This is a genomic window from Nocardioides sp. (genome assembly GCF_050699375.1).
Classification (GTDB): Bacteria; Actinomycetota; Actinomycetes; order Propionibacteriales; family Nocardioidaceae; genus Nocardioides.
This window is the reverse complement of the sequence record NZ_JBOHDN010000397.1, coordinates 1-6292: the sequence shown is the minus strand read 5'-3', so window position 1 is coordinate 6292 and position 6292 is coordinate 1. Positions and strand designations below refer to the sequence as shown.

At 68.4% G+C, this 6292-nt stretch carries 8 protein-coding genes; 3 read left to right on the top strand and 5 right to left on the bottom strand.

Going from position 1 to position 6292, the window contains the following annotated elements; translation table 11 throughout:
• A partial coding sequence (locus ACRDPS_RS25925) for a MarR family winged helix-turn-helix transcriptional regulator (protein WP_431504551.1) occupies positions 1 to 463 on the bottom strand: 463 nt, incomplete at its 3' end.
• Positions 464 to 520: 57 nt separating this feature from the next.
• Here ACRDPS_RS25925 and ACRDPS_RS25920 point away from each other — a divergent pair.
• Positions 521 to 1060 carry a DUF1697 domain-containing protein gene (locus tag ACRDPS_RS25920; RefSeq protein ID WP_431504550.1) on the top strand — a complete coding sequence of 180 codons (540 nt, stop codon included), beginning with the start codon at positions 521 to 523 and terminating at the stop codon, positions 1058 to 1060.
• A 288-nt stretch (positions 1061 to 1348) separates the two neighbouring features.
• Here the strand turns inward: ACRDPS_RS25920 and ACRDPS_RS25915 are convergent, their stop codons facing one another.
• Complete coding sequence (locus tag ACRDPS_RS25915; RefSeq protein WP_431504549.1) at positions 1349 to 1747, bottom strand: low affinity iron permease family protein; 399 nt, start codon at positions 1745 to 1747, stop codon at positions 1349 to 1351.
• A gap of 218 nt (positions 1748 to 1965) precedes the next feature.
• Here ACRDPS_RS25915 and ACRDPS_RS25910 point away from each other — a divergent pair, with 218 nt between their 5' ends.
• Positions 1966 to 4077, top strand: a complete 2112-nt coding sequence (locus ACRDPS_RS25910) for a HelD family protein (RefSeq protein WP_431504548.1) — start codon at positions 1966 to 1968, stop codon at positions 4075 to 4077.
• 69 nt (positions 4078 to 4146) lie between these two features.
• Here the strand turns inward: ACRDPS_RS25910 and ACRDPS_RS25905 are convergent, their stop codons facing one another.
• From ACRDPS_RS25905 to ACRDPS_RS25895, 3 genes are all read right to left on the bottom strand, one after another.
• Positions 4147 to 4476, bottom strand: a complete 330-nt coding sequence (locus tag ACRDPS_RS25905; protein WP_431504547.1) for a nuclear transport factor 2 family protein — start codon at positions 4474 to 4476, stop codon at positions 4147 to 4149.
• Between the two features lie 74 nt (positions 4477 to 4550).
• Complete coding sequence (locus ACRDPS_RS25900) at positions 4551 to 4880, bottom strand: branched-chain amino acid transporter permease (RefSeq protein ID WP_431504546.1); 330 nt, start codon at positions 4878 to 4880, stop codon at positions 4551 to 4553.
• Complete coding sequence (locus ACRDPS_RS25895; protein ID WP_431504545.1) at positions 4873 to 5613, bottom strand: AzlC family ABC transporter permease; 741 nt, start codon at positions 5611 to 5613, stop codon at positions 4873 to 4875. The genes ACRDPS_RS25900 and ACRDPS_RS25895 overlap by 8 nt, the downstream gene beginning before the upstream one ends.
• Positions 5614 to 5676: 63 nt before the next feature.
• Here ACRDPS_RS25895 and ACRDPS_RS25890 point away from each other — a divergent pair, with 63 nt between their 5' ends.
• Positions 5677 to 6129 (top strand): Lrp/AsnC family transcriptional regulator, encoded by a 453-nt coding sequence (locus ACRDPS_RS25890; protein ID WP_431504544.1) that lies wholly within the window; start codon positions 5677 to 5679, stop codon positions 6127 to 6129.
• Positions 6130 to 6292: the final 163 nt, after the last annotated feature.

Here is a 6292-nt window from a genome sequence, read left to right as displayed (position 1 = left end):
TCTCGCCCTCGACCAGGTCCCGCAGGACGGCCACGGCGGACTCGAGCTCGGCCTGGGTGCGGTTGTGGGACTCGAGGCGCTCGGCGATGAGGCGGGAGATGCGGTCGCGTACGTCGGCCAGGTCGGCGCGGCCGGCGTCGGTGAGCGCGACCAGGCTCGCCCGCGCATCGGCGGGGTTGGGCTCCTTGGTGACCAGGCCGCTGTCGACGAGCTGGGCGATCTGGGCCGACATGGTCGGCTGCGAGCAGCCGTCCGCGCGGGCGAGGTCGGTGATGCCGAGCGGTCCGATGGCGTCGAGGATCGTGAGGACCCGCACGCTGGCCGGCAGGTCGAGCGTACGACGCACGAGACGCATGAGACGGGCCGCATACACGACCAGGTCGCTGGACAGGTCCAGGGTCTTCGCCGAAGCGGAGCCCGAGGCGGTCGGTGCCGCCGGGGGGAGCAGCTGCTGTGAAGGCATCGATGTGATCCAGGGTTGGGGGTTGCGGCGCGGTGAGCGGGTCGAGACTATCTGAGAATGACAACGGAGCGGCACACCTGGATCGCGTTCCTGCGCGCCATCAACCTCGGCGCGACCCGGAAGTTCCCGAAGCAGGCGATCATCGCCGCGGTCGTGCGAGCGGGCGGAACGGACGTCGAGACCTACATCAACACAGGCAACGTACGCTTCGACCACCCGGTCGGCGACCGGGCCGAGATGGAGGCGATCCTGGAGGAGGCCTTCGCGGCCGACCGCTTCTTCGAGGTGCCGACGATCTGCACCACGCCCGCCGAGCTGAAGGTGATCGTCAACGACGCCGCGGCGGTCGGGATGGGTCACGAGGGCAAGCAGTTCGTGTTCCTGTGCAAGGACCACAGCGACTCCGGCTCGCGGGAGGCGCTGGTCGCCCGGGCCGGCGAGGGCGAGCGGGTCTACGTCATCGGCCGTGCCGTGCACCTGCTCACCGAGAGCTTCCACCAGACGAAGATCACCAACGCCGTCGTGGAGCGTCACATCGCGATCAGCACCAACCGCAATCTCAACGTCATCCGCACCCTCGCCGACCGCTGGGCGTGAGCCACGACCAGGAACAGGAGAACCGGCGACACAGCGCCGGGGATCCTTCACGCCCACCTGACCTCACGACCAGGTGAGCCCGAACCGAACGGCTCGGGCTCACTCACGAAACGTCGAGGCTAGTGGTCTGAGCCGATAGTTCGTCCCTGGTCCGTCGTCAGGGTGCGTGCTGGGCAAGGCGCCCCTGCGAAGGCATACCGGGGTCTTTCGAGCGGGGGCAACGCCGCCCAGTGCGTGCCATGGCGGCGGACCGGGGGCGAAATTGAGGCGATGACCACTGGCTCGTGGTCAGTGCCGCTCCTCGAGCCCCACGGCGTCGCGCAGGATGCGTACCGACTCGGCGAGGTCCTCGTCGTCGCGGGCCCGGGACTCCATCAGGTCGGAGAGGGCCGCGGCGATGACATTGAGCTTCTCCTGGGAAGCCTCCTCCGAGCGTCGCCCAGCGTTCTGGAGCAGCACCAGGAGAAGCAGCGAGAGGACCGAGGAACCCGTGTGCACGGCCAGCTCCCACTTGGTGCTCGAGGACCAGAGAGGAAAGCTCACCGCCCACAACAGCAGAGCTCCCACGATCACGTAGAAGAAGGGAGCATGGCTGACCACAGAGGTGACCATCTCCACGAAGTGCTCGAACCGGTTCCGCCCATCGCCTCGCTGGCGGGACTTTCTGGCTTTGTTCTCGACCATCATGTGGTCACGTTAACCCCGTTCGCAGGAGCCCAGGTGGTGACGGCGCAAACAGTGTTTCAAGGGCATTTTCTTGACCGATCTGCAAGCGAAATCCGAGCACTTTTGTCCCGAGCGAACTGCTGGTTGACTGGCGAAATTGCTCAGTTGGCGGAGCCGAAGTCAGTCGGCGACATGGCCAGGCGATAGGCCCATTAGTTCAGCCATTCAAAGGGGACCCGGTGACCAACGAGACCACTGCGACGCAGGACGACAGTGCCGCCGTACGCGACGATGCGATTGCCGAGGAGCAGGCCTATCTCGACGGCGCGCACGAGCGTCGCGCCGACGTCATCCGGTCCTTGGAGACAGAGCTCGCGGCGCCGGCACAGGATGTGGTCGAGCAGGCTCGCCACCGGGGCCTGTCCCGGCAGCGGGCCGAGCTGCGGCGCGCGGAGAACGGCCTGATCTTCGGACGACTCGACTCCGTGGACGGGACAGTTCGCCGCGTCGGACGGATCGGCGTCCCCGGCGCCACCGACGATGACGATCCTCTGGTTCTCGACTGGCGCGCGGAGGCCGCTCGTCCCTTCTACCTCGCCACACCGGTCGAGCCTCTGGGCCAGGCGCACCGCAGACACATTCGCGTCGAGGGGCGCGCGGTCACCGGCGTCGACGACGAGCCGCTGGACGTGGCGAACGCGAGCGGGTTGGTCGGCGAGGGCGCGCTGTTCGCTGCCCTCGGCGAACGACGTACGGGCCAGATGACCACTGCCGCGGCGACACTGCAGCGGGAACAGGACGAGGTGGTCCGAGCCGAGGCGAAGGGGCCGCTCGTGGTTCAGGGCGGCCCGGGCACGGGCAAGACCGTGGTGGCACTTCATCGCGCTGCGTACCTGCTCTTCGCCAACCCACAGCTCGCCGCCCAAGGAGTCCTGACGCTCGGGCCGTCGCGTCGCTTCTTGGACTACATCGCTCAGGTCCTCCCGGCGTTGGGCGAGACCGCGATCGTGGCGGCGATCCCCGATGCGCTCGTTCCGGGGATCACGGTCACCGCCGAGGATCCGCGGTCGACGGAGGAGGTCAAGGGCCGAGCGCTCTGGCAACAGGCTCTGACCCGGTACGTCGCGTCGCTCACGCCCGAGGCCGTGCCCGTCGAGTTCGTCTGGCAGGGCGAGCGATATGGCATTCCGTCCGCGACCGTCGCTCGTCTCATCGCCGCCGCGATCTCGGGGCGCACCTATCACGGCGCGGGCATCGTGTTCGCCGACCAGCTGCGCGAGCGGCTCGTCCAGGCCGTCGCCGATCGCAGCGAGGAGCTCTTCGCCCGGGTAGATGACGGTCTGGAGGACATCGTCCACCAGCGGGTGGACTTTCCGGAGGTCCGAGGCGGCGACGAAGGCAGCGAGGCCGACGGCGTGCTCACCGATGCGGAGCTCGACAGGCTGCGCGAGAAGATCGCCGAGGACCCGCTGGTCGGCTCGACCACCCGTACTGTGTGGCCGATCCTCGACGCCGAGGTGGAGCTGCGGCGCTTCTTGGGGGACGACGCGTCCCTACGCCAGTTCGCCCCGGAGCTGAGCGGCGCCGAGCGGGAAGCGGTGTCGGCCAGGACGACCGGTTGGTCGAGCAGCGACATCCCGCTGCTCGACGCCATGGCTGATCTGCTCGGAGACACCGTGATCCATCCGGTCTCAGAGGAGTTCCTCGCCGAACGGGCCGCGTCACGGCGGGACTGGATCTACGGTCACGTCATCGTCGACGAGGCTCAGGAGCTCTCCGAGATGCAGTGGCACATGGTGGCCCGACGTACGCCGCAGCTGTCGATCACAGCGGTCGGGGACATCGACCAGGCAGAGACCCCGCACCACCACACGACCTGGGCCCGAGCGGTCGACGCGGTGTTCGGCGAACGCTGGACACAGGCCGAGCTGACCATCGGCTACCGCACGCCCGCGGAGGTCATGGCGCTGACCGGGCCCGTCCTGCGGAAGGCCGGAAGCCTCAACGAACCACCCCGTGCCGTCCGGTTCTCAGGGATCGACCCGTGGGAGCGCGACGTCGACGAGGCGGACCTGAACGCCGAGGCCATCCGGGCGTTCCAGGAGCTGACCGAACGCTGGGCCGGCGGCACCGTCGGCATCGTCGCCCCGGCCGCACGGGTACCCGCCCTGAGCACGGCCCTGGCGGGCCTGCCAGTGATCAGCGCGACCCAGTCCAAGGGCCTGGAGTGGGACGCCACGCTCGTGATCGACCCGGCGGGCATCGCGGCCGAGCCCCGCGGCTGGAACCGGCTCTACGTCGCACTCACCCGATCGACTCAGGAGCTCGGCCGCATCAACGTCCGGTCCTAGGCCGCGGCACGTGCACCGCCGGACGGGCCGGAGTGATCGGGCCAGAGTGATGGGGCCAGAGTGATGGGGTCAGCCTTCGCGGATGGTCATCCGGGTGAGGCGGTCGCCGTCGACGTCGAAGACGAACTTCGAGCGACCGTTGGCGTGGGTGGAGCGCCAGTCACCGACGATGGTGACCGTGCCGTCCGAGGCGTCGACGTCCTCGACGGCGAGGGTGCCCTGCGCACCGATGAACTCCTTGTCGCTCCAACCCTTGATCTGGTCGCGCCCGGTGAAGATGCGGCCCCAGTCGTCGACGGACCCACCCTCGGTGAAGGCGTTGAGAAACGCGGCCTCGTCGTGTCGGTTGACCGCTTCGACGAACGCAGCGATCGGGGCGGGGATCGGCTGGTCTGACATGTGCGTACTCCTCGTTCTCGCGACTCAGCCCCACGGAGGAGCTGACTGACGGTGGGCCCTGCCCAGCGTACGGCCTAGAGCCCCATGACCGAGGTGACGGCGACATAGACCGCCGTCCCGGCGAAGATGCTCAGGGTCATGGCGCCTCGCCACAGCTGCAGGACGATCGTGACCGCGAGGGCGAGGACGGTGGGGCCGATGGACGCCAAGGCAGCGGGGTCGGTGTCCCGGACGGTGTAGGCGGCGAGGATGACCATGACTCCGACAGGCATCCGCTCACCGATGTAGGCCAGCAGGGCGCTGTGCCGCAGAGGAGCCAGCATCGCGAACGGAGCTGCGCGCAGCGCCCAGGTGACGGCCGCGGAGACCGCGACGCCGGACAGGACGTACCAGGGATCAGGCACGGCGACTCATCCGCACCGAGACGGCGTACGAGCAGACGAGCGCGGCACCGAACATCCCCATCGCGATCAGCAGCATGTTCGCCGGCGAGATCAGCGCCGCGACGATCGCGCAGCCCAGGGCGAGAGCCGGCATCGGCACAGACCTGCGGACCTTGTACGCCTCGATCCCCAGCACCACGAACAACGCGGTCACAGCGAAGTCGAGACCGACGACCTGCGGCGGGATCAGCGAACCCATCCCAGCGCCGGCGGCGACGCAGAGCACCCACGCCACATGGAAGAACGCCTGGATGCTGACGATCCTCGTCCGCGACCATCCGGCCGACTCCGGCGTCGCGGTGATCGCGTACGCCTCATCGGTCAGGGCGAAGGTGCTGTACGCCTTCCACCAGCCGCCGGGCACCCGATGGAGCGGGAAGGAGATCGCATAGAAGACGTGCCGGAAGTTCACCAGCAGCGTGCTCACCGCGATCTGTGCCAGCGGGGCCGACGCCGCCAGCAGGCCGACCAGCAGGAACTCCATGGAACCCGCGAAGACGACCGCGCCGAGCACCGGTGCCCACCACCAGGCGAGCCCCGACTGCACCACAAGTACGCCGAGAGCGAGGCCCAACGGCACCACGGCGACACAGGCCGCCGACACGGTGCGCCAACCCGCGGCGATCTCGGTCCTCGCCTCGGCTCTCGTCTCTTCGCGCTGCGGGAGCACCGCCTCGGACTCAATCACCTGCATGCCGCAAGTCTAGGAAAGTTCGAACGCGCATGGGTTGCTGATCATGGAGGCTAAACTGTGGTTATGAGCAATGATCATTCGATTGACGACCTGGATCGAGCAATCATTGCCGAGCTCGAAGACGACGCTCGGCTGAGCAACACCGAGCTGGCCAGACGGGTCGGGCTCACCCCGGCCCCGTGCCTGCGCCGCGTCCAACGGTTGGAGCGCGCCGGCGTGATCAAGGGCTACCACGCCAGGATCGACCCGAAGAGCGGCGGACGCGGCTTCGAGGTCATCGTCGCCGTCGACATCGCCGTCAACGACGGCAAGACCATCGAGGACTTCGAGACCGCCGCCGTCGCCATCCCCGAGGTCACCGACATGCGCCGCATGCTCGGCCAGCCCGACTACTACCTGCGCGTCCAGGTCTCCGACCTCGAGGCGTACGAAGCACTCCTCGTCGGCACCATCTCCCGCCTGCCTGCGGTCAACCGGCTGCTCTCGCACCAGACGATGCGGCTGATCAAAGGCTGACCACCCTCGTCCTGCTCGAGCTTGTCGAGCCTAGGTTGCTTCGGTGGTCGAGCTTGTCGAGACCCCCACGCCCCCGGTGGTCGAGCTTGTCGAGACCACGCCGCCCCCGGCGGTCGAGCATGTCGAGACCACGCCGCCCCAGGCGGTCGAGCCTGTCGAGACC